General features: G+C 40.2%; 18 protein-coding genes. 4 read left to right on the forward strand and 14 right to left on the reverse strand.

The window, feature by feature from the left end; all coding sequences use genetic code 11:
* Positions 1–118: 118 nt before the first annotated feature.
* Positions 119–1,129 carry a bifunctional oligoribonuclease/PAP phosphatase NrnA gene (locus tag ACHWSC_RS16440; RefSeq protein ID WP_394677486.1) on the forward strand — a complete coding sequence of 337 codons (1,011 nt, stop codon included), beginning with the start codon at positions 119–121 and terminating at the stop codon, positions 1,127–1,129.
* 23 nt (positions 1,130–1,152) lie between these two features.
* Complete coding sequence (locus tag ACHWSC_RS16445) at positions 1,153–2,175, forward strand: FKBP-type peptidyl-prolyl cis-trans isomerase (RefSeq protein WP_070561229.1); 1,023 nt, start codon at positions 1,153–1,155, stop codon at positions 2,173–2,175.
* A 79-nt stretch (positions 2,176–2,254) separates the two neighbouring features.
* On the opposite strand, the gene ACHWSC_RS16450 is transcribed toward ACHWSC_RS16445, so the two are convergent.
* From ACHWSC_RS16450 to ACHWSC_RS16460, 3 genes are read right to left on the reverse strand one after another with little or no spacing between them, the layout of a single operon-like run.
* Positions 2,255–3,427 carry an ABC transporter permease gene (locus ACHWSC_RS16450; protein WP_394677479.1) on the reverse strand — a complete coding sequence of 391 codons (1,173 nt, stop codon included), beginning with the start codon at positions 3,425–3,427 and terminating at the stop codon, positions 2,255–2,257.
* Positions 3,428–3,438: 11 nt separating this feature from the next.
* The gene (locus ACHWSC_RS16455) at positions 3,439–4,395 is read right to left on the reverse strand and encodes an HlyD family secretion protein (protein WP_394677480.1); all 957 of its coding nucleotides are present in this window, start codon (positions 4,393–4,395) and stop codon (positions 3,439–3,441) included.
* A gap of 1 nt (position 4,396) precedes the next feature.
* Positions 4,397–5,791, reverse strand: coding sequence for a TolC family protein (locus ACHWSC_RS16460; RefSeq protein WP_286732912.1), 1,395 nt, complete (start codon positions 5,789–5,791; stop codon positions 4,397–4,399).
* 361 nt (positions 5,792–6,152) lie between these two features.
* On the opposite strand from ACHWSC_RS16460, the gene ACHWSC_RS16465 reads away from it, so the two are divergent.
* Complete coding sequence (locus ACHWSC_RS16465) at positions 6,153–6,920, forward strand: TatD family hydrolase (protein ID WP_394677481.1); 768 nt, start codon at positions 6,153–6,155, stop codon at positions 6,918–6,920.
* A 12-nt stretch (positions 6,921–6,932) separates the two neighbouring features.
* The gene (locus ACHWSC_RS16470; protein WP_088162974.1) at positions 6,933–7,952 is read left to right on the forward strand and encodes an asparaginase; all 1,020 of its coding nucleotides are present in this window, start codon (positions 6,933–6,935) and stop codon (positions 7,950–7,952) included.
* 115 nt (positions 7,953–8,067) lie between these two features.
* Here ACHWSC_RS16470 and ACHWSC_RS16475 read toward each other — a convergent pair whose 3' ends face one another.
* The 11 genes from ACHWSC_RS16475 to ACHWSC_RS16525 form a co-directional block, all read right to left on the reverse strand.
* Positions 8,068–9,372, reverse strand: a complete 1,305-nt coding sequence (locus ACHWSC_RS16475) for a bifunctional folylpolyglutamate synthase/dihydrofolate synthase (protein ID WP_394677482.1) — start codon at positions 9,370–9,372, stop codon at positions 8,068–8,070.
* 11 nt (positions 9,373–9,383) lie between these two features.
* Positions 9,384–10,211, reverse strand: coding sequence for an energy transducer TonB (locus tag ACHWSC_RS16480; protein ID WP_075994214.1), 828 nt, complete (start codon positions 10,209–10,211; stop codon positions 9,384–9,386).
* A 58-nt stretch (positions 10,212–10,269) separates the two neighbouring features.
* Entirely contained in the window at positions 10,270–10,680 is a 411-nt protein-coding gene (locus ACHWSC_RS16485) for a biopolymer transporter ExbD (RefSeq protein ID WP_046672748.1), read from the reverse strand.
* Complete coding sequence (locus ACHWSC_RS16490; protein ID WP_046672749.1) at positions 10,680–11,387, reverse strand: MotA/TolQ/ExbB proton channel family protein; 708 nt, start codon at positions 11,385–11,387, stop codon at positions 10,680–10,682. The genes ACHWSC_RS16485 and ACHWSC_RS16490 overlap by 1 nt, the downstream gene beginning before the upstream one ends.
* Positions 11,388–11,418: 31 nt before the next feature.
* Positions 11,419–12,870, reverse strand: coding sequence for a hypothetical protein (locus ACHWSC_RS16495; protein WP_394677483.1), 1,452 nt, complete (start codon positions 12,868–12,870; stop codon positions 11,419–11,421).
* A 40-nt stretch (positions 12,871–12,910) separates the two neighbouring features.
* Positions 12,911–14,653, reverse strand: coding sequence for a TonB-dependent receptor (locus ACHWSC_RS16500; RefSeq protein ID WP_075994216.1), 1,743 nt, complete (start codon positions 14,651–14,653; stop codon positions 12,911–12,913).
* 6 nt (positions 14,654–14,659) lie between these two features.
* Positions 14,660–17,698, reverse strand: coding sequence for a tetratricopeptide repeat protein (locus ACHWSC_RS16505; RefSeq protein ID WP_075994217.1), 3,039 nt, complete (start codon positions 17,696–17,698; stop codon positions 14,660–14,662).
* Between the two features lie 381 nt (positions 17,699–18,079).
* Positions 18,080–19,018, reverse strand: a complete 939-nt coding sequence (locus ACHWSC_RS16510) for an aspartate carbamoyltransferase catalytic subunit (RefSeq protein WP_046672752.1) — start codon at positions 19,016–19,018, stop codon at positions 18,080–18,082.
* 182 nt (positions 19,019–19,200) lie between these two features.
* Positions 19,201–19,764: a bifunctional pyr operon transcriptional regulator/uracil phosphoribosyltransferase PyrR gene (pyrR, locus tag ACHWSC_RS16515; RefSeq protein ID WP_075994219.1), complete on the reverse strand. Its 564-nt coding sequence runs from the start codon at positions 19,762–19,764 to the stop codon at positions 19,201–19,203.
* A gap of 246 nt (positions 19,765–20,010) precedes the next feature.
* Entirely contained in the window at positions 20,011–21,411 is a 1,401-nt protein-coding gene (locus ACHWSC_RS16520; protein ID WP_394677484.1) for an APC family permease, read from the reverse strand.
* 148 nt (positions 21,412–21,559) lie between these two features.
* A complete protein-coding gene (locus ACHWSC_RS16525; RefSeq protein ID WP_394677485.1) occupies positions 21,560–24,574 on the reverse strand; it encodes a protein O-mannosyl-transferase family in 3,015 nt (1,004 codons plus the stop codon).
* Positions 24,575–24,651: the final 77 nt, after the last annotated feature.

The following is a 24,651-nucleotide window of genomic DNA, read 5'->3' on the forward strand; positions in this document are numbered from 1 at the left end:
AAACCTGAAAATCAATTTTTTAAAATCAACACAAAACGCTATAAGATGCTAAAAGATCTTTATAAAAAATTTGTCTAATCTAATTTTTTTATAGTAGGTTTGCAGACTTAATATGACTATGCTGAAATCGGAAGAATTAAAAGAATTATTAGCTGAACCAAAACGTATTGTAATTACAACGCACTACAAACCAGATGGGGACGCATTGGGTTCATCTTTAGGATTATATTTTTGGTTGTCCGCGAAAGGGCACCACGTAAATCTCATTGTACCGTCAGACTTTCCTGCCTTTTTGGATTGGTTACCTGGCTTAGAAAATGTACAAATTTATACGCAGGATTTTGACCTGCACAATCAACAGATTGACGCAGCTGAATTAATTTTCTGCTTAGATTTTAATGGCCTTGCCCGGATTCACGAAATGGGTGAACCTATTCGTCAAGCGAAAGGAATCAAATGCATGATTGATCACCATTTAGATCCGGAAGGGTTTGAAGACTACGCATTTTGGGATCCATCTGCTGCAGCGACTGCACAATTGATCTATCGCTTCTTAGTCCATGAGATGCAAGATCCAGACCATATCAGTGCTGACATGGCGACATGCCTATATACCGGTATTATGACCGATACGGGCTCTTTCCGCTTCCGTTCTACCACTGCTGAAATTCACCGCATCATTGCATCACTCATTGATTGCGGTGCACAAAACTGGGCTATCCACGAAGAGATTTACAATAGCTCGTCAGAAAGCCGCCTGAAATTCTTAGGGTTCTGTTTATTGAATCGTCTAGAGGTTATTCATGAATATAACACCGCCATTATCCATGTAACCAAAGCGGATCTCACTCAGTTTGAAGTGATCACCGGTGATACCGAAGGATTAGTCAATTATGCCCTTTCTATCAAAGGAATTCGATTGGCTGCTTTAATTATTGACAGAAATGAACAAATTAAACTATCTTTGCGTTCGATTGGAGAAGTTCCTTGCAATGAGATCTGTAAATTGTATTTCAATGGAGGCGGGCATCTTAACGCTTCAGGAGGTAATTCGAAAGAAAGCCTTGAAGCAGTGATTGCAAAATTCAAATCGGTTTTACCAAATTATAAAGAAATATTAACAAAATAAGATATCGTAACATACATTAGAAAATGAAGAAAGCAATTCTATTTTTCGCGGCTGCCGGTCTTTTGATGACGTCATGCCAAAAATTCAAAAAGGCTGAAGGTGGTCTTGAGTATAAAATCGTAGATGATAATGCAAAAGAAAAAGCAGTATCAGGCGATTTATTAGCACTTGACATGGTTGTGAAAACGGACAGAGATTCTACAATGCAAAGTACGTATGACATGGGAGTCCCTCAAATCGTTCAATTATATCCAGATAGTATCATCGCAAAAAATCCAGGTGACCCTACTGGTTTATTCAAATACGTAGGTGAAGGTGATAGCTTGGTATTCAAAATCAATTTGGATTCTATGGCTGCTAAAACGCATCAACCAAAACCAGAATTTGCAGATAAATTCATTGTTTATTCGATCAAAGTCAAAAAACACTTCAAAAAAGGAAAGTTAACAGACCAACAATTGGGTGAACAAGTTCAAAAATATTTTGAAGAAGAATTGAACAAACACAAGGCAGCTGAACCTGCTAAACTTGAAAAATACATCAAGGATAAAAGCTTGAAAACAACTAAAACAGCTTCAGGTCTTCAATATGTAATTACTAAACCTGGAACAGGTACAAATGCGAAAGTAGGTGATTCTATTCACGTGAACTATGTAGGATCATTAACTACAGGAAAAGTATTTGATACAAACCTTCCAGATGTAGCTAAAAAAGAGAAAATTTTCAACCCTCAACGTCCTTATGAAGCATTAAAATTCCAATTAGGTGTTGATGGTGTAATCCCTGGATGGACTGAAGCATTCCAATTGTTTAACAAAGGTACAAAAGCAACTTTAGTCATTCCTTCATCTTTGGCTTATGGCGATCGCCCTTCAGGTGTTATCCCTCCATATGCTCCTTTAGTTTTTGAAGTAGAAGTATTGGATATCAAACCTGGAAAAGTTCCTGCTCCTACAGCAACAACTCCAGGCATGGTAGCGCCTACTGGAACTACGGCTCCAGCGGCAACAGCTCCTGCAACTAAAGCTCCTGCAGCAAAAAAATAATTCGACTGTAAATTTCAGTTAATAAAAAAGCGGTTTCATCGAGATGAAACCGCTTTTTTATTGTTCGTACTTTTATTCACTATACGCTAATCTTCTTATCTTCTTTTTTGATCTTCCGTATTTTCAGCCATAGTATTATTACCGCCAATATAAAACTGATGATCATGATGATGGTCAATGCGATCAGCGCCTTATCGGTATGGTAATTTTCAGCATGCTGAATAAACATTAACCTAAAAATTCGTAGATAATGGGTCGATGGGATTACATTTGCAATTGCCTGCACCCAGCCTGGCATTAGACTCGAAGGCCAGGTAAAGCCACTCAGGATAAATGCTGGCGTCGCAATGACCATAAGAACTTCCGTCGATTTCAACTGTGAAGGCAGTAGAATACTGACGAGTACACCTATGAAACACACGGCAAGCAAAAAGACGAAAGTACAGAGTACAAAGCGACCAAATTCGGCCTGTAAAGGCATACGGTAATATTGACCAAAACCCCAATATAAAACCAGAATACCGACAGACATCAAAACATAAGGTAATATCTTAACAAGAATAAGCCCGATGGGATTACCGATTTTACGTACCAGCTCCGGAAATGTATTGCCTTCAAATTCTGAGGAAAAAGACAAAGCCAAGCCCAAGAGCAAGACCTGCTGCAGCACAGTAATTAGCACTCCCGGCAACATAAAATACAGGTAATTTCCACTTCGGATATTCTGCTTAACAAAAGTTGACTTAAATGGTTCGTACTGCTGTGCAGCGATCTTTGCCGGAACACCACGTTTCATTTGCGCCTGAATCTGTATGCCCGCTTTCAACGTCGAGGCACACACATTGACAGCCATCATGGCGGTATTGGAGGTCAATGTATTGGCACCGTCTACAAAAACAGTCATTTCGGGCAAACGCCCCTGTTGTACTCCGGATGCAAACCCCTTGGGAATATGTACAATCGTTGTTGCCTCATATTGCATGGCAATATCTTTTGAATCAAATAAGGAGGGTAATACACGGGCAACTTCAATACTCTCATTATCTGAAAGCATATCAATAAATGAACTGCTTAGGGGGCTATTATCCTCATCAACCACAATGACCGGCATCTGAGTTACCTTACCTTGTTGATAAACATGCCCCACCAAGACACCATACAATACAGGTGCACCTAGAAAAAGCATCAATAGCACTTTATTATTGAAGAAGAGCTTAAACTCCCGTTGGATCAATTCTAAAAATTTTTTCACAGTCAAGCTCTTTAATTCGCATGGAGAACCACAAGCGTTTTTGTTAACAAATCTTTGCTACCGACAACATCTTCAGGAACAATTTTCAATTCAAACACAGCCTGTTGCGGATCGAAATCAGGATAAGCTGACGCAATGCTTGCATACGAATTTAAGGCTTTGATACTAATCACCTTTGCTTTAACCTTTTTGTGATTCAAATAAGGAATTTCTACCTCAACAGCCTCTCCTTTTTGAAGTTTTCCCATTTTATTTTCGGGCAATGTAAATCTAAAATAGGTCGATCGATCGAGGAAACCATTGATAATCGGATAGCCTGCCATCGCCAATTCACCGACTTTCAGATTAATCGTTTCCACACTCATGTCCTGTGGAGCAATGACATATTTCTCCTGTGCAGCAACATTGACTTCAGATACCGCCCCCAGTGCACGTTCTTTTTGCCCCAAAGCCATAATCTGCTGTTCTTGTCTAGCCCCACCCCTTGCTTCAGCTAATTCAGCCTGTGCTGCAAGATATTGATTTTTAGCCCCCTGATATTTAGCGTAGGTCTCGTCGTACTTTTGCTGGGGAATCAGGCTATCCTGCAAAAGGGCATCCAGCCTACCTATTGATTTTTTCGCAAATTCATATTGTTCCTTAAGTCCATCTACCTTCGCCTGCAACTGCACGAGTTGACCTTTCGTAGCACCTTTGACTGCCATGTTATATTGTGCATCAGCAGACTGCAGCGCTCCCTTTGCCTGCTCTTCTTTCGCATCTACCTCGGGAATACTCAAAATAGCCAAGGTATCACCCGCATGCACAAAGTCACCCTCTTCAACCAGAAGCTTCGCAATTTTCCCCGGAACCTTTGTCACAACCGTCACTTGCTCTCGCTCCACCTTGCCTTCAATAGGCTTCTCTTTCACTTGATTTGTACAAGAAACAAAAATAGACAGAGATAATATCCCATATAAATTCTTCATGTTACTCATGTATAGTTTGTAATAATTTTCCTGATGTATGTAGTAATTCGACTGCAGCTGTACGTTGCTGCAAAACATTGTTAAAATAACCCAAATTAACTTTGTACCAATCGTTTTCAGCAGCCAATAACTCGGTAACATCTATTAAGCCAGCTTGATACTGTTTAACAGCCATAGAAAGGTTATTTTCGGCAACTTTCAATTGCTGTTCCCCCACTTTCAGCTTTTGGTTGCCTGTTGTATAGGTAACGGTATTTTTGCTGAGTAATAAATTTAATTTTTCTTGCGCATCTTCTCGCTTGGTCGTATTGATATGCTGATCGAGTTTAACTTGCTTTATCTTATTATGATGCTCTCCGCCCGTATAGAGATCCCATTTAACTCCTACGCCGACCATTAAATTGGGGCTCCCCTTGATGGAATTAAGCGGTAAGTTGACTGTACCAAATAGCGGTTGATCTTTCACCGTGAGTTTGGAGTTGAATACATTCAGATAGTTTGCGGATCCAAAGGCAAAGACAGCAGGAAGAGCTCCCCCCTTTTCTTTTTTATACAGGTACTCATACGCTTTTGAGGAAGCATCTAGTGCTTTCAATTCGGATCTTTGTTCGACATCACGTGGAAGATCCGACAAAAATATAGGTTTAAGTCCATAATGAATTCCGCCGACCTCTTGAAAAGATACCCCTGTTTCTTGTTCGATCTTTTGACACAACAAATCCCGATTACCAGAAACCTCTACCTTTTTCTCTTCCAGCTCCAGCAAGGCCAATTTCAATTTATCTCTATCATAAGGTATTGCAAGGCCATTTTGAATCGCTTTATTCACCTTTTCCTGTTCTTTCTTTAATCGCTTTTCAGAATCGACAATCAATTTATCCACCTCATCCAACAACATCAGCTGATCAAAAGAAGCAATAATATCCTTTGAAAGTGTTTCTCGACCGGCCGATTCTAAATATTGTTGAGCCACAGCTTTCTCCTGCAATGCTTTTATTCCATTCGGAATCTGTAATCCCGAAAAGATAATCTGCTTTACAGACACCCCCGCATAGGCCGCTTGCCCATGCATACTAAATCCTGTTGCTCCTTCAAACAAGCCGAGGTTCAATAAAGGGATATTAACCGTAGGAATATCAATACTCCCATTGCTATGTACATAACCGTATAGCCCGAGTGCCGAGACATGTGGCAGCCGGTTTGCTTTTACTCCATCGGCTTCCAGACGTGCTTTATCGACTTCGTAAGCCTTCAATTTCAATTCTTTATTTGTCTGAAAGGCTTTTTGAATAATATCTTTTACCGAAGGGTCAATCAATGATTGCGCATGTAGTTTGTTTAAACACATAACCGACGCCAAAGTCAATAAACCCAGGCATAACCTCTTATTCATCATATGATTCATTTATTCTTATAAAAATAGGACAACAACCGCCTCTTTTATCTGTTTAACAGTAAATCGTACGGTATGTTTGACTTCTGACTCTTTTTAATTAAACGTATCTTTTCAACGGCCAATAACAATCTTTGCTAATGTCTCCATGGCATGAAGGCCCGCCTTCTCTCGATGACGTTTTCCAAGACACGAAAAAGGAATTTGTCTCAATCGAAGGAATCCTGTATTAATTTTCATTTTTGCTAATTAATAAGTTATCTTTGGAGAGCGAATTGAAATTTTGGTAATTAAGTCTACCACTTTATTCGATAATAATAAAAACAAGTTTTTACCCTAACCCGCTGCTTCCACGCAGAAAACTATGTTGCTTACAGATACACATACACACATTTATTACCATGCAGGAACCGAAAAACTGCAAGAACATCTACAACGTTGCTTCGATAATGGCATACAACGCCTTTTTTTGCCGAATGTGAATAGCGCTTCCATAAAACCTGTATTTGATACCGTAGCGGCTTATCCAGAACATTGTTTTCCGATGCTTGGATTACATCCCTGCGATGTAAAGGAAAACTATGTGGAAGAGTTAGAAACCATCCGAAAGAGCTTGGAAACACACAAAGTCCATGCCATAGGTGAGATCGGGCTGGATCTTTATTGGGATAAAAGCACGCTTGAAATTCAAAAAGACGCCTTTCGAACTCAGGTTCAATGGGCTAAGGAATTAAATTTACCGATCGATATCCACTGCCGGGAAGCCTTCACTGAATTGTTCGAATTATTGGAAGAACTTCACGACGACAAATTATTTGGCGTTCTGCACTGCTTTACCGGTTCCCTGGAGCAGGCCCACCAGGCTATCGATTTAGGTTTCGCTCTTGGTATTGGCGGAGTCGTTACCTTTAAAAAAGCGGGCTTAGATCAGGTGGTCAAAGAAATCGATTTAAAACATATTGTTCTAGAAACCGATGCACCTTATCTGGCTCCTGTCCCCTTTCGCGGTAAAGAAAATGAAAGTAGCTATTTGGTTTACGTCGCACAAAAAGTAGCTGACCTTCACCAGATCTCCGTCGAAAAGGTAGCCGAAATCACAACAGAAAATTCAAAACGTATATTTAGTATATAATTTCAAAACTCAATGCATAATATCTTTATTATCTACACAGGTGGGACCATTGGAATGGTTAAAGATGAAACAGGAACATTCGTTCCTTTCGACTTTGAATTGATCAAACGAAATCTCCCTGATTTAAGTCGCTTAGACTATAAGCTGACCGTGCACTCTTTCGAACCCATTATCGATTCATCCAACATGAAGCCAGAGATATGGATTGAAATGGCACAAATTATTAAGGATAACTATGCAGATTACGACGGTTTTGTTATTCTGCATGGTTCCGATACAATGGCTTTTACGGCCTCAGTACTGAGCTTTATGTTGGAAGGACTCCAAAAACCGGTCATTTTATCTGGCTCTCAGCTGCCTATCGGAGAGATCCGAACGGATGCAAGGGAAAATATGATGACAGCATTGGAAATCGCCTCGGCAAAGCAGGATGGTATCTCCATTATCCAAGAGGTGTGCATTCTTTTCGACAATAAATTATTCCGTGGCAATCGCTCATTTAAATATAATTCGGCCAAATTTGAGGCCTTTAGATCGCCAAACTATCCCGTATTGGTTGAAGCTGGTATTCACCTCAAATATAATACAGATGCTTTATTAAATAATATCGATAAAGAATTTATCCTACATACCAAACTGGACAACAGGGTAGCCGTATTGAAATTATTTCCGGGGATCTCTGCGCAAACAATCAAAGCAGTCCTAGATTCCGATGTCCGCTCCATTGTTATGGAAACATTCGGATCGGGCAATACAACCACCGACACTTGGTTTCTGGATCTATTGAAGGAAGCAATTGAACAAGGTAAAAATATCCTCAACATTTCGCAATGTAAAGTAGGGTCTGTTGAATTAGGTCGCTATGAGACTTCACAAGGACTTAAATCCATCGGCGTGCTCAATGGCTACGACCTGACATTCGAAGCCGCAGTAACCAAATTAATGTATCTTCAAGGCGAGTTAGAAGATCAAAAAGAGGTCGCCTATTGGATTGAAAAGGATATCCGTGGTGAATTGACGATCAATGACTAATGACCAACGGCACAAAATAATAAAAAAGGGAGCTGCACTTCACGCAGCTCCCTTTTTTGTGATCGGTTTCTATGAATTCCTCCCGTAGATTTATTTGCGAGGAAAGGTGGTATTCTTATTCCTGCGTCAAACGAGCAAGTACTTCCGCAACAACAAAATTGCTTCCGCCAACAAAAATAAGGTTCCCTTGTTGATACGCTTCTTTTGCTGCATCAAACGCAGCTCCTACCGATGGATAATCAAGCCCCGTTAGACCAAATTCCATAGCTTCTTTCCGCAGCTCTTCTGCTGGCATTGCACGCGGCATATCTGGAGCAGAGAAATAGTAGGTTGCATCCTTGGGTAGATAAGGCAACATATGTGATAAATCCTTATCGCGCATGGCGCCTATCACAAAGTGCAATTTATCATAAGTTGTTGTAGCCAGATTTTTGAGCACTTCATGAATTCCGTCCTCATTGTGCCCTGTATCACAGATGATAAATGGATCCTTCGACAATTGTTGCCATCGGCCTTGAATTCCTGTGGTTGCCTGCACATTTTTTAGCGCTTGGTGCACATGTTGATCACTGATCTCAAAGCCCAGTTGACGTAATTCATCCACAGCTAACAGGACGCCGGCGAGGTTCTTGACCTGATAGGAGCCTTTTAAATCCAGTTGAAAGTCTGCTGAATGACCCGCAGAATCCGTCGCTTGTACCGTCAAATAATCTTGGTCCACGTCCAGCATTTTCGTCTCATACTTGTCGGAAGCGAATTGGATCGGTGCATGCTCGATCGCTGCTTTATCCAAAAACACGGCTGCTGTATCTTCAGCATATTCCGAAATAACGACAGGTGTATTTCTCTTGATAATTCCCGCTTTTTCGCTAGCAATTTCCGCCAATGTATTACCAAGAAGATTCATGTGATCAAAACCGATATTGGTAATTACCGACAGCAAAGGCTGAATAATATTGGTACTGTCCAAACGCCCACCAAGGCCGACTTCAATGACAGCGATATCAACCTTATTCTTCTCGAAATAATCAAAAGCCATGGCTACAGTAATTTCGAAAAACGATGGACTGACTTCTTCTATAAGCTCGCGATGGGTATTGACAAAATCAACAACAAATTCTTTCTCACATAACTGACCATCGACACGAATACGTTCCCTGAAATCCAGTAAATGTGGTGAAGTATAGAGACCTGTTTTATATCCTGCTTCGGCCAAAATAGCGGCCAACATGTGGGAGGTCGATCCCTTTCCGTTTGTACCAGCAATATGTAATGTTTTGAATTTTCGCTGTGGGTTGTCCAAAGCAGCGCAAAGTTTGATGGTATTGTCAAGGTCTTTTTTGAAGGCAGAGGCGCCATCCCTTGTAAACATAGGCAATCGAGTATACAGATACTCGATTGCCTCATTATAAGCATTCATGTGAATGATTTTTATCTTAATCTAAAATTGAATACAATCCGTCCTGTCTGCGAGTCGGGAGCATTTGGCAATTGGTTTAGCCGAGCGCCACGTACAGCACGCTCACATTTCTCCAACAAGGATGGATCGGTAATCGTCGTTCCTTTTACACCAGCACGCGCATAGGTGATAACCCCTTGCTTGTTCACCCTAAACTCCACAGCAACCTTACCTGCTTGCTGTCCATTATCGTCGATACTTGGCCGTTGCGTAAAACTTCGGTTTTCAATAGACAACATCATGTTACCGTTTCCAGATCCCCCTTCGCCGTAGTTACTTGCTAACGGATCACCGAGTTTGGAACCCTGATTTCCAGGAGTTGTCCCTGTACCATCACCAGCTCCAGTACCGTTATTTTTATTGCCTTTAAAAAGCGCTTTGGCATTGGCCTGTGGTGCCACTTCTTTTACAGCTTTGGTTGTTTCCGGTGCTTTTGAAACGACCTTCTTTTCAGTTTTTGTTACCGCAGGGGCATCTTCTAAATCCTGTGTGACAACCGCTTTCTCCGCAACTTGCTGCGTTGGCGTTGGGGTAGGTGTTTCAACAGGATCAATACGGTCAGGGCGTTCATTATTGGCGTTGGGATCCACCGATGGTTCCTCAACACTCATATAGTCATCTCCCATTCCCTCAGGTGAAGTCCCGTAATTGACGATCATTCCCCCCATTCCATATTCATCAGGTGCCTGAGCTTTAAAAACAACAAAAAATCCAATCAAGAGCAACGATGCCATGACCAAAGTCGATATCCCCAATGCTTTGGGGAAATTATTTTCTTCATGTTGAAGGTGATATCTCATCGCATTAATCTCCTATATTAATAGCTGACCAATAAACTTTAAAAAAGTTTAATTGTTCCTATTTATCTTTTTTTGGTTCTGTTGCCAATACCACTTTAATCTTCAATCGATTAGCGACATCCATTACAGAAATAACATTTTGAATGGGAACCGTATTATCGACATAGAGCATAATTGTCACTTCCTCACCCGCAGCCATTTGCGATTGAATTGCAGCTTCCAATCCTTCAATCGGAACTGGTGTTTTGTCAATAAAATAGCCCAAATCTTTTGTAATCGATACCGTGACGGTCTTTTTAGCAACAGATTGTTCTCCCGCACTTGACTTTGGCAACAATAGCTTCACCACTTGCGGATTAGAAACTGCAGAAGCCAACAGGAAGAACAACATCAGGAAAAACATGATGTCATTCAGCGCTGAAGTATGTACTTCCGCAGATGGTTTATTTTTTCTACTTCGTAAGTTCATTATCTTCCGGGTTCATCCAATAAATCAATAAATTCTACTGCATCCGTTTCCATACGTAAAATCAATCGCTCCACCATCATATTCAGGATATGGTAGCCCAAATAAGCTAAGATACCGACCGCAAGACCTGATGCAGAAGACACCATTTTTACATATAGACCACCAGATACAGAAGCAATATCAATACCACCAGCTAATTCTACGTCGTGGAAAATCTTAATTACCCCAAAAATCGTACCTACGAAACCAAGCATCGGGGCAATACCAGCAATAATACCTAAAATATTGATGTTCTTTTCTAACTTGGCAACTTCCAATTTACCCACGTTTTCGATCGCTCCTTCAATATCTTTGATGGGTCTGCCGACACGCAATAAGCCTTTTTGCAACATACGTCCCAAAGCTGAGTTACTTGAACGAACTACAGCTAATGCCGAATCCAAATTTCCGGACAAAACATTTGCCTTTACTTGCGACATTAAGCTGTTATCATATTTTGCGGCGCGACGGATAGTCAAATAACGCTCAAAAAAGATAACCAAGCCAATAAAGAACAACAGTAAGATTGGAACCATGATCCATCCCCCTTTGATCATCATATCGATCAAACTCATGTTTTCTGTAGGCGCAGCAGCAGGTAATGGTTGTTGTGCAGCTTGATTAAACGAATCCACAGCAGCCCGTGCTGTATCTTGTACTAATGACATAATTATTAATAGTTTTATATAGTTTTAACTTTTATAAGATCTTTTCTACCCAAGCATCCTTAATTTTATTGAGTACCGACTTCTTAGCAAGCTGTGCCTCCTCGTTAGTCATGTAGGTATTTAAGATAATTTTCTTTTTATCTTTTTTATTTTTCCCTTCAACAGCGCGAGCTGTTTTATAGCCCATTGCACGAAGACGTTGCGCCTCCTGCTCGGCACTTGCCATAGTTTTTGCGGATCCAATGACCACCTGGTACCGCGGTTGAGCAACAGGGATAGACTCTTTGATCACAGGGTTTGCTTCCAAAACCGGAGGTTTTGCTTCCGCATTGGTCGCTGGTAAAGCTGCTGTCTTTTTAACAGAATCTGTCACAGTGCGCTTAGCCAATGAATCGACTTTCTTCAAACTATCGGCTTGCAACGTATTGGACAATGTATCCGCAGGCATGACCGGCTGTTTTTGAACAAGCGTATCTGCCGTTTTTACAACAGGTTTGGTCGATCCAAATAACGAATCCTTCAACGCAGGATTGGTGTAAACGACCGCAACAGCAACCATTGCCAGCACAATAATTCCAGTCATCCAATACCAGATCGCATTTGAATTACGCGGCTCTTCCTCATAGATATTTGGCGCGTATGTTGAATTGGCGTTAGCCGACGCAATAGCACCGATTTCTTTTTTTAAAGTATTGTCTTCTTTCGGAGTACCCGAATGATTGCTATCAGCTATCACGGTTGTATCCACAGGCTCAAACTCTTCAGTTTCCTTTTGCGCTAACGACGATTCTCCGGCTTCAAGATCGGTACGATCGTTTGTTGGTGCTGTCTCCTGCGAAAGCTCATCCGCTACTGGATCCGTTACCACGACCAGTTCCTGTGCTGTTTCAGCTTCTTCTTTGACCTCTTCAACCTCGATCGTTTCGTCTTGATCTGCCGTATCCGGCATAGACTCTATCGCAGGCTCTACCTTATCATTAGCTTCCACCACAGGATCTTCTTCTACAACAGGGTCTTCTTCAACAGCTAAGGTCGTAAGTTCTTCTTCTTTGACTTCTTCCAAAGAAGAAACGACTGTTTCAATCTCTGGTGCAACAAGATTTGTAACCGGTTGGAAGTCGAATCCCGACAAGTCTAAGGGTTTGAAGACCAAACTTGCGCCATAACTAATCAATAATCCAAGATCATCAAGTTTGACCTGTCCAAATTGCCCCAAATCGGCCCGGAGCTTATCAACAGTTTCCGACAAGATCTGTTGCGCCTGATTGAGGCCCAAGTTTTCCTGTTGTTGGATATAATGAACAATATTAAATCCATGTTGAGCAGAATAGTCCAGCTCAACATAAGAAATCGGGGGCAAAAACACATTATTCTGTTTATCGAACTGAGCCGGAGAATGAATTCGTTTGAACACACCTATTCCGGGCACGTATACTTCCGCATAACGTTTTAATAAACTATTGATGTTTTTGCCTAGATTCATCGCGCACTATTTTAAGATGCAAATTTATAATCTTAATTCGTTAAAACGAATAATTAAGACCACCAATTACATTAAAGCCCAATCTTGGGTAATACATATAACGTTCGTATTCTTTTCCAAAAATGTTATTTGCTTTGACGAAAATACCAAATTGTTTTTTGATTCGGTATTCTGCGCCTGCATTAAGATCAGCAAACGACGCTATTGTTGCCTTATGCCCACTATTGGCAATACGACTGCCATCTGCGTTATAATCATAAATATACGCATAGGTATTGCCTTGTGTAGAAAGTTCAGCATCTACGAAAAATTTATCGGAGATATTGAAGCGTGCATTAGCCTGCATACGGAATTTTGGCAATCCCCATGCTTCTTCCTCATCACTCAATTTATAATCGTCTATATACACTTTTCCGCCCAGATTAACCAGTTGTGAAAGACGTACATTGATTTCTCCTTCCAATCCCATATGTTTAGCCTTATTGATCACGCCATCATAAACGACATCAAAAGCCCAAGGAACATAACCATTTTGACTATCGCCAAATGCACTGTTTTTAAATAAAGGCAATCCCTCAATCTGTTTGTAGAATACCTTTACTTTATAACCAAATGTTGCGCCAGCATTTCCTTTTAAACCCGCGTAAACATTCATTTTCTCAATCGAGTTTATCATTTTAGCGTTAGGAGCCAAATATGGATTTTCCTTAGCAAAACTACGGAAAGAAGCTTGTTTCACTCCCCCATTGATTCCGGCGAACAAAGAGATATATTCAGGTGCCAAAGCAAAATCAGCCTCTACTGATGGGAAAATATTGAATCTTGAGCTATCGCCAAATTCGGAAGTTAAATTCGCACCCAAGGTTACGTTATAGTTGTCGCCCTTAAAACGAATATATGGATTAATGACCGCCAAATGATTTTTTACTTCAGCACTATCTTTCACATTATTCATTGTCACGCTCAAATTCGCACCAACATTGAATGCACTTAGGCGTTTGTTCAAATAACCGGATAATGCGATGGAATTTTCTTTGGCTTTATAAGCGTCTTTAAACAAATAACCATCAACTTTTGCGGAATAGCTTAAGGCTTGCTCATTTTTTGGATCCACATTACTTGACAGCTCTCCATTCAAGTAGATATCTGTAAAGGTCTGTTTATCCGGAGTTGTATTCAACAAGGTTGTTCCCGATTGATCAAAAGTCTGGCCATAGAAATTTGTGCCATAACGATTGTATCCGATGGTACCTTTAACGGTTACCGCATCCAATACACGACGACCAAAGATACCGATATCTTGTGTACTGAACTTCTGTCCGTCAATATTACCCTTTTGGCTCAAATGCTTTGCAAATAAACCAAATCGTGTATTTTCAAACTGTTCAGAAGCCAAATAAGCTTCGCCCAATATACTGTTATAGTTACCGATACCAAATTTGACATAGTTGCTGCTATGTTCAAAAGGTTGTGCAAAAGGAATCTCCTGTACATTCAATTGTTTCAAACCGGTATTGATATCTAATTTCTTGTCCAAAATATTGTTGTAGGACAATTTGGGCTGGTATTCCCTTTTATTGGTCATATCCGGACTGCGGCGGATTTTCACAGCATCCGCAAGAATTGGCTTATAATCACGAACAACATCAAAAGAATCGATAGTGACCGGTTTCTCAGGATCATTCTTCTTGCCTGTTTCCTGTGCAAAAGAATTCAATCCCACGCCCATCAAAAGCGCTGCTAAAGTATATTTCTTCACGTTTCTATTTTGCAACTTCTTCATTGTATCCTATTTCTTTTTGTTGTTCAATTTATTTAGACGTTCTTTTGCTGCTGGCAAAATATCGTCTTTCGCATCATAGTTATCCACAATCGATTCAAGTGTAGCTTTCGCCTGGAAAGAATCACCTTTACCTGCATAAGCATCAGCCATGGTAATAAAGCTTTTCGCCACCCAATATTCGTAGGAAGAGAAATTATCGGATAGATCCATTGCTGTTTTGATACACGCATCGTATTGTTTATTTTCCAATTGTAGTACCGCAACATTGTATTTTGCTTCGGCACCATATACCGTACGGCTCTTCAATGCAGCTAAACTGAATTCTTTCATTGCCTCAGTTTTCTTATTCTGCTTCACATAGCATTTACCGGCATACAAGAATGCATTTGCGATCTCCTCTTCCGAAGACTTCTCGTAGTTCTTGACAGCATTGGTATAATTTAATGCTTCTTTATAATCCCCAATTTGGAAATAAGAGACCATTAGGTTATTTATTGCGAAACCATAGTTAGCCTTGTATTCAGAAGTAAGCTCCAGCTTTTTCAACAACTGTGTCGCTTCGTTATATTTCTTTTGTTTCAAATATAAATTTGACACCGAAATCAACGTGCGTTCTGTATAAGGAGACGTCCAGTCATTCAAGATAATATTATAATCATGTAGTGCATCTTCTGTATTGCCCAAAGCTGCGTTACTTTCAGCACGGACAAAACGTGCATATTTCTCTTGATTTGGTTTCGGGAATTTATCGAAATACGCATTTACAGCTTCCACCGCCCCTTGGTAATTTCCTCTGGAGAATAGGGTTGTGGCAGTGGAGAATGAACGCGAGTCTTGCTCAGATTTCGACGCATCCCCTAAGTTTGTTCCAGTTGCATATTTGATATACCCCGTTGCATCGCCTTTATCCAAATAGATGTTCTCAATCGATCGCATGGCCTGTCTTGCTTCATCTGTCGATCCATATTGGTCGACTACACGTTGGAAAGTTGCCAATGCAGCATCATTGTTATCTTGATTATACTGAACCAGACCAATCGTCACCAAAGCACGTGGCACATAACTGCTGCGCGGATATTTTTCAACCATTGTTTGAAGGCCAGCAATTGCCTGATCACTTTCTCCCATCAAGAAACGTGTGTAAGGAATCTCAAACGCAATATCATCAGCATAATTAGAGCTCGGGAATTGTGCAATAACAGCATTCAATGTTGAAATTTTACCATTGTTATCCCCTTGTAAACCTTGAATAATACCACGCTGGAATAACGCGTAATCCTGACTAGGCGCTTTAGAAGAGATCAACTTATTGTATTCTGTTAATGCTCTGCCGTAGTTTTTCGAAGAGAAATAAGAATCACCTAAGCGTGCAATTGCATCATTACGTGTATTCATTTCTATTCCTTTCGAACCGCCAGACGCTAAGAAACGCTCGAAGTAATTTGCCGCCGTGCTGTAGTTACCATTGCGGAAAGCCGCATAGGCTAACGCATAATTGGCATACCCATACACATCGGTTTTACTAGCTCCCGGCAAGCGTAGGAATTTATTGAAATTTGTAACCGCTTCACCATATTTACGCACTTCGTACATTGCTTCCGCTTTCCAATAGGTGGCTAAAGCGTAAATTTCCTCGTCATAGCGAAACTCTTCAGAGCGCATGAATAGGGAAATTGCATTTTCAAAAGCACGCTCGTTATAATACTCCAAACCTCTGTAGTAGGTCACCTTTTGATAAGCTGCATTTGCTTCTTTTCCACGTTTAGGGATAGATTCCAAAATATCAACTGCCTCACGGTAGTTTTTTGTACTCAACAATACTTCAGCAAGCAGAGTTTTTGCTTCCTCTAAGCGTTTCGATTTTGGGTACGTTTTCAGGTATTCTTGTGTCGAAGCCAAAGCCACTTGGTGGAATTCCAATTCATACGAAAGCTTAGCATAGTTGAATAAGCCTTCTTCTTGCATTGCTGGATCAAAATCCAATTTCGAAGCACGGAAAAATGCGTTACGCGCAGATTGCTTATTGCCTTTCTTCAAGAAAGCATCCCCTAGGGTAATCATCGCAGATTGATAATATGCGTCAGGATCAGTCATTTTTTCCAATTCAGTGATCGCTTTATCGTAATCCTTCAATTTGTAAGCGATGTAACCGATTTGGTAGCTATCCTGATTATTCTGCGTCTTACCTTGGTCTTGTGCCTGGAATTTATCGTAATACTCTTTTGATGTTTTTAAATCACCTTTGATAAAGTATGTGGCCGCTATAATACGGAACATCTCTGTTTCATTTTCTTGTTTTGTTCGCGACAAAATTGGCAACGCATAATCCAACACATCGTCGTAGCGTTTATCCAAGAAATACAAAGCAGTAATATAATAAGGGTAACTATTTTCGAATTGTTTAGATCCATTTAGGCGCTCAAATTCATTCAACGCCGTTTTATACTCGGCGTCTAAGTAAGAAAGATACGCGTAATAATAGATTGAAGCTTCCTGAAATTCAGTTTTCTGATCTTTCAATCCTTCAAATAATGGTTTCGCCGTTTTATAATCCTTTGTCATAAAGGAAGCATATCCATATTTAAAGCGATATTCTACATTTTCTTTACCTGCTAAATTTTTGCTATCGATCTTGTTAAACCACTCTAAGGCCTTAACATAATCTTTTTTAGCATAATAGGATTTACCGATTTGAAAATAAGCTGCTTTAGCATTTGCACTGACAGGGAAATCTTTAATGTATTTCAGAAAACGGTTTTCGGCATCGGATTCGCCCAATTCCAGTGCGCAAACCGCTTGATAATACCGTACGTTCTCTTTCAACAAAGACAGTTCCTCTGTTTCGTCCAATTGCAAGTTGGATTTTGTCCGCAAAGCTTCAACACGGTCAAATTGGGCTGAAGCAGAACTAAATTTTCCGCGTTCATACAATTCCATTCCTGTTTTGTACGCCTTGTTGATTTGTTGCCATTCTGTCTGTTGCGCTAATGCTGGCGTCGCCATAACGGTTAATGCAACTCCCACCTGGTAAATCTTCTTATACATAATATGTGAAACCTTAATATGTTATTTATCTGCAAATGTAAATGAATCTCCCTCCAAACCGCGATAAATTCGCATTTCAAAGCAAATTTATCGAAAGCCTCTCTGCCATTAAAGGCTTTAAGATAGCCCCAAATTTATTGAAAATCAATTCAAATCTCCACTTCTCAGGGAGATAGTTTTATTCATTTTACTAAATTATACTTTAATTGAGCTATTTTACACAAAAGTTATTAACATCTGTGAATAATCCTGTATTATAACGGAAATTTTGCACAAAAAATATGCCCGACAAAAAATAAAGTCAGGCATACTATTGTTGCATTAGAAAACAGTGCTATTTAGTCTCACACGTACATTAACGCACGTCAAAACCAATTTAGACTATCCGCGTTGCCCTGCTAATAGATACAAGACAGCCATGCGCACAGCAACACCATTTTCAACCTGATCCAAAATAATTGAATGTTCGCTATCCGCGACATCCGATGTGATTTCGACCCCCCGATTGATTGGTCCGGGGTGCATAATTGTGATTGGCTTCTCTAAAGAATCCAAAATCTCTTTATTCAATCCATATAGCATGGAATATTCTCTTAAGGAAGGGAAATAGGCAATATCCTGACGCTCCAATTGAATCCGTAACATATTTGCAACATCACACCAGTTCAACGCTTTCCGCAAATCATGCTCCACTTTTACACCCAATGATGTAATATGTTTAGGAATTAATGTGGTCGGACCACAAACCATCACTTCTGCACCTTGCTTTTGAAGACATAAGATATTCGACAAGGCAACGCGTGAATGTGTAATATCCCCAACGATAGCTACTTTACGACCAGCTACATCGCCATAGCGTTCGCGGATCGAAAATGAATCAAGTAAAGCTTGTGTAGGGTGTTCATGTGCTCCGTCACCTGCATTGACAATCTGTGCATCAACATGTTTACTTAGAAATACCCCTGCTCCGGCGTATGGATGTCTCATCACAATCATATCAACCTTCATTGCAAGAATATTGTTCACCGTATCGATGAGTGTCTCCCCCTTACTTACTGAAGAGGAGGATGCCGCAAAATTCACGATATCCGCAGAAAGTCTCTTTTCAGCAAGTTCAAAGGATAGACGTGTCCGCGTTGAATTCTCAAAAAACACGTTGGCAATCGTAATATCCCTTAACGAAGGAACCTTTTTGATTGGCCTATTTAATACCTCTTTGAAATTACTTGCTGTATCCAGGATCAATTGGATATCGTTCTCATTTAGATCTTTGATCCCCAATAAATGGCGGGTACTTAATTGTTCTGCTACAGATGACATTTTATAGTATATTCAAATATTTACTAATCATTTTTTTTCTGAAAGTGTCTGATCTTATTGGCCAGAAAGAACCTTCAGTTTGCTTTCATTGCTGTTGGCGTCTGCGAAGTCACGAAGGTTTTATTGAAAGTGCCTGTTTCCAAAGGTCAACAATAACCTTCAGTATCGTCATGACACCGCTATTAATCGCTAGCTGACGTCTTCTTTTCTGTAATCAAGATAATACTATCCTGATCCTCTGATTCTTTCCAGTTAACAATTACTTTTTGTGAATCAATAGAATCTACCTGTATTCCGATATAATCGGGCTGAATAGGGATCTGTCTAGAGAAGCGACGATCGACCAAAACAAGCAATTCTATTCTTCTTGCACGGCCAAATGCCTGTACAGCATCCATTGCCGCACGAATAGTACGTCCTGTCCATAAGACATCATCTATAAAGATCACCTCTTTACCTTCTACAATAAAATTGATATTTGTGCTATTTGCTAAGATTGGACCAGTATTCCCTTTCGTACGGAAGTCATCGCGATAAAAGGTAATATCCAAATCGCCAACTAAAATCTCTTTTCCGATCATTTGTTCAAGCTCTTTGACAATACGTCTCGCTAAGAAAGTTCCTCGGGGTTGAATACCTATGACGACAGCATTTGAAAAATCACCATGATTCTCAATCAATTGACGACATAGTCTTTGAATTGTGATTTGAAATTTTGGTCCGTCTAATAAAATCGACTGTTTCATTATGGGAATGTTTGAGCAAAGCTACACTTTTTTTAACAAAAACGAAGCCATGAAGGGCAATTAATTTCAATATTTGCATCCAACTGGCACAATAACAAAAAGTGATTTAAACAAAGATTATCTTCCTTTCCGGGAAATTTACAGACCAATTATTCCAGCACATGAACAGATTTTGAAGTTATATACAATACGCATTGCCAACCATTTACAGCAAATTCCATAACATCGAAATGCTATACGTAGTGACTATTCATCTAGCTCGGCACGTTTATTATTCCGTGCAAAAAAATACACCGGTACACCGATTAATACAAGTATAAAGCCTGGCCAGGTATATTGTGGCTTATAGATAATTAATAATACACAAAATACGGTACCTATCAACAGGTACAAGATTGGTGTAATCGGAAAGAGGAAGGTTTTGTAGGAACGTTCCAAATCCGGTCTCCGGATACGTTGAATAATAACACCCAGCACTGTAATCATATAGAATATAACAATAACAAAAGATATCATATCCAGTAAATTGCCATATTGTCCGCTCAGGCAAAGTAAGGAAGCCCAGATTCCCTGAAGCCATAACGATCGTGCGGGCACATCATATTTGTTATTGGGAATCGCTTGTTTCAGAAACAATCCATCTTTTGCCATGGTCTGAAAAACTCGCGCACCTGATAGTGCTAGCCCGTTAACACAACCAAAGGTCGAGATCATTACCAGAATCGCCATCGCTATCGTGCCCGTATGTCCTAATATTTTTTCAGCCGCCGCTATAGCAACACGATCATTTGCCGCAAAAGCAATTTCCTCTCTATTTAATGCCGCCAGGTAAATGTAATTACAGCTTATATAGAGCAACATCACCAAGCTTGTTCCGATAACCAATGCCCGGACAACATTACGCTGCGGATTGACAATCTCACCGGAAACAAACGTTACATTTTCCCAGGCCACACTACTAAATACCGAACCTACCATCGCAGCAGCTAAAGCCCCCATTAGTACGCCCCCCGAGATCTGCGACCAGCCAGCACCTTTCAAATTTTGAAAAGAATGCCAACCATAAGCCATATTTTCTGAAAAATGATTTTCCTTAATCAAGAACAGACCACCTAAAATCAGTAAAACCAGCGCAATAATTTTTGCTGAAGTAAAGAAAGATTGAACAGCTTTTCCACTCTTGATCCCTCTTGTATTGATAAAAGTCAGGAGAATAATAACACCCATAGCGACAATCTGTATCCAGGTAATCTTAAACTCTCCACGCTGAAATAGCGGTGCTGCATCATTTAGCTGCGGAATAAGGTAGGCTGTAAACTTACCAAAAGCAACAGCTACAGCTGCTATCGTTCCCGTTTGAATGACTGTAAATAAACTCCAGCCGTATAAAAAGCCAATTGGCTTCCCAAATATTTCTGTCAGATAGGTATATTGTCCCCCAGCCTTCGGATACATAGACGACAATTCGCCATAGCAGATTGCCGCCGCAACAGTTGCTAATGCGGTCAATAACCAAACTATCGCCAACCAATATCCGGATCCCAGCTGCCGCATCATATCACTCGATACAATAAAAATACCGCTTCCGATCATCGACCCCATGACCAGCATCACTGCATCCCACAATTTTAATTGACGTTTCATCATAACTTAAGGTTGGTTTTATATGGCGTTAAGCTAAGAAAAAATAATCAAAAAAAAGCCGCCCTTTCCTACATCGCATCAAAAAGTGTTTTTCCTTTCGAATACCTGTAGTAAAGGGCAGCTCCTTCGGTTAAAATGATGTCTCTAATTGTTATTCAACACCATACTGTTGTTTATAGGATTTCTCTAAATCGGTCACTTGCTGTAGCAATTGTTTTTCCGAGGTAGAGGCCAAGATACTCTTATAAGCTCCCAAAGCACGTAAAGCGGTACCGATATTTGAATATTCCAGTTCAGGCTTTGTTTGCGCAATATCCTGATACCAACGCATATTTTGAGTCATAAACTTTAGGTTACGGTTTACGATTTCATTCGCACGCTTCGTTTCACCAGTTTCATACAACACATTGACAATTGGAATATAGCCCAAAATATCACGCATCAAATAAACACGTTTTGGCATTTTCTCAAAGGTTTCAACAGCGACTTTGCGCGCCTCATCCTTATGACCTTCCATCATCAACTGTGTCGCTGTACCGCCCATTACTGTATTTGTAATCATGGTAATCATGCGGTAAGATTCAGGATCCAGGTAAGAAGCATGTGCCATATTACCCCATTGGTATTTCGTAGTAATGTCTTTATAAGCAGACTGTGTATCAACCAATGTACCTTCTGCCCCGGCAGGAGTTGCAATCGGCATCAAACGCAAGGCAAAGCCCTCTTGTACTAAATATTTATCTAAACCAAGGTAGTTATCATTTGGAACTGTTGCCGCAAAATAAATTGGACGTTTCCAATCGTTATTCAACAATACGTTTAAGATAGATAATTCAGCTCTAGAGATATAATTTCTATTATAGGTCCAGCTCATGGTATCGACAATAGATTCTTGCCAAGCTTTAGGAACGACATTATTTTTCAAAACAGATTCTTTATTCACCGGAAGGCTAAAGTTTTTGGTTGGCAGGAAGTTTTCAAACTTACCACCTCTCAATTCCAATTTGTTCTTTTGGTCGTCAGACAATAAAATCTGCATGATCAAATCCAGATCCACATGTCCTGGAACTTTCATATCCTGATAATAAAGCACTTCGCGAACACCTTTCTTGAACTTTTCATCATCGATATTGATCGGTAAACCATCCGCCTGATTTACTTTCTGTTTCATCTGACGCATATACCAGTCCGAACTCAACAAACTTAGGTTCACCACGCGTACATCCGGACGATAATTTTCGACTTCCTGAACATACCATAAAGGATAGGTATCATTATCACCGTAAGTAAATAAAATCGCATTCGGTGCACAAGAAGCCAGGTAGTTTTTCGCTAAATCACGGGCGGTCGTCTTTTCAGAACGATCGTGATCATCCCAGTTTTGGAAGCCCAACAATACTGGAGCCCCCAATAGACAGGCTACTGTAGCAGCACCGGCCGCTATTTTACCATCCACTTTTTTGCTTAAATAATCCGCGATAGCGAAAACCCCAAGCCCGATCCAAATGGCAAAGGCATAGAATGAACCGGCATACGCATAATCACGCTCACGTGGTTGGAGTGGACTTTGATTTAAATATAATACAATTGCTAATCCTGTAAAGAAAAACAACAGACCCACGATTCCTGCGTCGCGTTGTCTCTTTCCAAAATGCCAAAATGCACCGATTAAACCAATGATCAAAGGCAAGAAGTAATATTTGTTATTCGAAGGGTCAGTCTTCAGCGAATCTGGAATGGCATTCTGTCCACCAACATGCAACTGATCAACAGGTTTAGCACCTGAAATCCAGTTACCTTCGGTAAATGAACCTTGACCTTGTTGGTCATTCTGACGACCGGCAAAATTCCATAAGAAATAACGGCCGTACATATGTCCGATCTGATAACTGAAAAAGAACTTCAGGTTATCACCAAAAGTCGGCGACTGTCCTTCCGGAATTTTTAAGTAATCACGATAATAGTCGATATGTCCTTGATCCCGTGAACTGTAAACACGCGGAAAAAACATCGTTTTATCGTATTTATAGTCCATACCGTTCTCCACCTTGGTATACTTGTCCTTATCTTTTCTGTACGTATACGTAGGCTCGGCATCAACCACTTGCGCATCAAATGTAGGTCCATTCAAAAGTGGCTCACTTGCATATTGCTCACGTCCAAGATAACTCACAAAAGAAAATGCATTATCCGGATCACTGTTATTTAACGTAGGATTTGCCTTTGCGCGCACCATGATCATGGCAAAGGAGCTATAACCAAAAATGATAAATGCTGCACTGATTAAGATCAGATTTAACATCGGTTTTACCTTTTTGATTGAATACCAGATACCATATACGAAAAGAGCTACCGCTAAAATCATGAATAAGTTAAATCCAGTACCAAAGCCCATGCCCAAACTATTCACAAAGAACAGATCAAAATATGCTGCCGCTTTAACGGTGTATTGAATAATACCCCATAAAATTAGCGCCAAAACAACAACGCCAATTAAGAAAGCTTTGATCGCCCCCGATGATGTCACTGTTTTTGAACGTTTAAAATAAATGACCAAAGCAATTGCCGGAATCACCAGAAGGTTCAATAAGTGTACCCCGATAGAAAGTCCCATCACATAGGCGATAAAGATCAACCAGCGGTCCGAACCAGCTTCATCGGCATGATTTTCCCATTTTAGAATACCCCAAAATACGACGGCTGTACATAAAGAAGACATGGCATATACTTCGGACTCCACTGCTGAGAACCAAAAAGTATCCGTAAAAGCATAAGCCAGTGCACCAACAGCGCCCGAGCCGAATATTTTGATTAAATCGGTGGATGTATATGATCCATCAACACCTTTTACAACGATTTTCTTTGCTAAAGCTGTAATTGTCCAAAATAAAAACAAAATGGTCAGACCACTACATACCGCCGATCCTACGTTCATCCAGAAAGCAATTCGTGTAACATCTCCACCAGCAAGGTTTGAGAATATATTTTGAATCATTAAGAATAAAGGTGCTCCTGGCTGGTGCACAATTTGAAGTTTAAAGGCTGAAGCGATAAACTCGCCACAGTCCCACCAGCTCGTCGATCGTTCGGCAGTCATGACATACGCTACAGTTGCTATTAGCGCACATATCCATCCTAAAAGATTGTTGATTTTAGTATAGTTCATAAAATGATAACTGTAAAAAGTATTATTAATACGGCTCGAAAATAAGGATAAGTTAATAAGAAATGAACTTTATTCTG

The sequence above is a fragment of the uncultured Sphingobacterium sp. genome, from assembly GCF_964277905.1.
Taxonomy (GTDB): domain Bacteria; phylum Bacteroidota; class Bacteroidia; order Sphingobacteriales; family Sphingobacteriaceae; genus Sphingobacterium; species Sphingobacterium siyangense.

Excerpts from the sequence above, each read along its gene's own strand:
- ACHWSC_RS16440 (WP_394677486.1), top strand. The coding sequence starts at position 119 with ATGCTGAAATCGGAAGAATTAAAAGAATTATTAGCTGAACCAAAACGT.
- ACHWSC_RS16445 (WP_070561229.1), top strand. The coding sequence starts at position 1,153 with ATGAAGAAAGCAATTCTATTTTTCGCGGCTGCCGGTCTTTTGATGACG.
- ACHWSC_RS16455 (WP_394677480.1), bottom strand. The coding sequence starts at position 4,395 with ATGAAGAATTTATATGGGATATTATCTCTGTCTATTTTTGTTTCTTGT.
- ACHWSC_RS16460 (WP_286732912.1), bottom strand. The coding sequence starts at position 5,791 with ATGATGAATAAGAGGTTATGCCTGGGTTTATTGACTTTGGCGTCGGTT.
- ACHWSC_RS16465 (WP_394677481.1), top strand. The coding sequence starts at position 6,153 with ATGTTGCTTACAGATACACATACACACATTTATTACCATGCAGGAACC.
- ACHWSC_RS16470 (WP_088162974.1), top strand. The coding sequence starts at position 6,933 with ATGCATAATATCTTTATTATCTACACAGGTGGGACCATTGGAATGGTT.
- ACHWSC_RS16475 (WP_394677482.1), bottom strand. The coding sequence starts at position 9,372 with ATGAATGCTTATAATGAGGCAATCGAGTATCTGTATACTCGATTGCCT.
- ACHWSC_RS16480 (WP_075994214.1), bottom strand. The coding sequence starts at position 10,211 with ATGAGATATCACCTTCAACATGAAGAAAATAATTTCCCCAAAGCATTG.
- ACHWSC_RS16485 (WP_046672748.1), bottom strand. The coding sequence starts at position 10,680 with ATGAACTTACGAAGTAGAAAAAATAAACCATCTGCGGAAGTACATACT.
- ACHWSC_RS16490 (WP_046672749.1), bottom strand. The coding sequence starts at position 11,387 with ATGTCATTAGTACAAGATACAGCACGGGCTGCTGTGGATTCGTTTAAT.
- ACHWSC_RS16495 (WP_394677483.1), bottom strand. The coding sequence starts at position 12,870 with ATGAATCTAGGCAAAAACATCAATAGTTTATTAAAACGTTATGCGGAA.
- ACHWSC_RS16500 (WP_075994216.1), bottom strand. The coding sequence starts at position 14,653 with ATGAAGAAGTTGCAAAATAGAAACGTGAAGAAATATACTTTAGCAGCG.
- ACHWSC_RS16505 (WP_075994217.1), bottom strand. The coding sequence starts at position 17,698 with ATGTATAAGAAGATTTACCAGGTGGGAGTTGCATTAACCGTTATGGCG.
- ACHWSC_RS16510 (WP_046672752.1), bottom strand. The coding sequence starts at position 19,018 with ATGTCATCTGTAGCAGAACAATTAAGTACCCGCCATTTATTGGGGATC.
- pyrR (WP_075994219.1), bottom strand. The coding sequence starts at position 19,764 with ATGAAACAGTCGATTTTATTAGACGGACCAAAATTTCAAATCACAATT.
- ACHWSC_RS16520 (WP_394677484.1), bottom strand. The coding sequence starts at position 21,411 with ATGATGAAACGTCAATTAAAATTGTGGGATGCAGTGATGCTGGTCATG.
- ACHWSC_RS16525 (WP_394677485.1), bottom strand. The coding sequence starts at position 24,574 with ATGAACTATACTAAAATCAACAATCTTTTAGGATGGATATGTGCGCTA.